This window comes from Acidovorax sp. KPB24-03 (assembly GCF_057546605.1).
In genome coordinates, this window is sequence record NZ_BAAJYR010000728.1 from 1 (window position 1) to 1,091 (window position 1,091).

At 73.8% G+C, this 1,091-nt stretch carries 1 protein-coding gene and 1 pseudogene; both read left to right on the top strand.

The window, feature by feature from the left end:
• Positions 1–161: pseudogene (locus AC27KI_RS25550) on the top strand (metallophosphoesterase family protein); the annotation flags it as partial.
• A 34-nt stretch (positions 162–195) separates the two neighbouring features.
• The coding region (locus AC27KI_RS25555; RefSeq protein WP_487116604.1) for a serine/threonine-protein kinase at positions 196–1,091 on the top strand (896 nt) is incomplete at its 3' end.

The window sequence follows — 1,091 nt, forward strand, 5'->3', positions numbered from 1 at the left end:
CGCGCGACCGCGACGTGCGCGCCATGTATGCGCTGTTCGACGACCACGCCGCGACGGTCACCTTCCACCGCGTGCCCTATGACCATGCCGCGGCCGCGGCCGCCGTGCGCGCCGCCGGCCTGCCTGCGTTCTTCGCCGACCGGCTGGAGTTGGGGCGTTGAGCGCGGCCATCGCGCGGCCCGCCCGGAGCGCTGCATGAAGCTGCTCGCGCCCGGCACCGAGGTGGACGGCTTCGTCGTGCACGAATGCCTGCACGCGGGCGGCATGGCGCACGTGTACCGCGTGGGCTATGCGAGCGCCGCGCGCGACGCGGGCTTTCCGCTGGCGATGAAGATCCCGCGCATGACGGCGGGCGATGGCGCCGAGACCATCGTCGGCTTCGAGGTGGAGCTGCAGATCCTGCCCACGCTGAGCGGCAGCCACGTGCCGCGCTTCGTCGCCGCGGGCGACCTGGCGCGGCTGCCCTACCTGGTGATGGAATACATCGAAGGCCACACGCTGCAGCACTGGCTGGACCTGCCGCAGCCGCCGGACGCCACCACCGTGGCCCGACTGGGCGCAGCCATGGCGCATGCCGCGCACAGCCTGCACCAGCAGAACGTGTGCCACCTCGACCTCAAGCCCGCCAACGTGCTGCTGCGCGCGGACGGCAGCGCGGTGCTGCTGGATTTCGGCCTCTCGTGCCACGCGCACTACCCCGACCTGCTGGCCGAGGAGATGCGCGAGGCCGTGGGCTCGCCCGCCTGGATCGCGCCCGAGCAGGTGGTGGGCGTGCGCGGCGACCTGCGCAGCGACCTCTTCGCCATCGGCGTGATGCTGTACGAACTGGCCACGGGCGAGCTGCCCTTCGGTGCCCCCACCACGCGCGGCGGCCTGCGCCAGCGGCTGTGGATGACGCCCGCGCCGCCGCGTCGCCACCGGCCGCAGGTGCCCGAGTGGCTGCAGGAGATCATCCTGCGCTGCCTGGAGCCCGAGGCCGCGCAGCGCTATCCGTCGGCCGCGCACCTGGCCTTCGACCTGACGCACCCCGAGCAGGTGCCGATCACCGAACGCGGCCGGCGCCTGCGCGGGCCGGGCGTGCGGGCGCACCT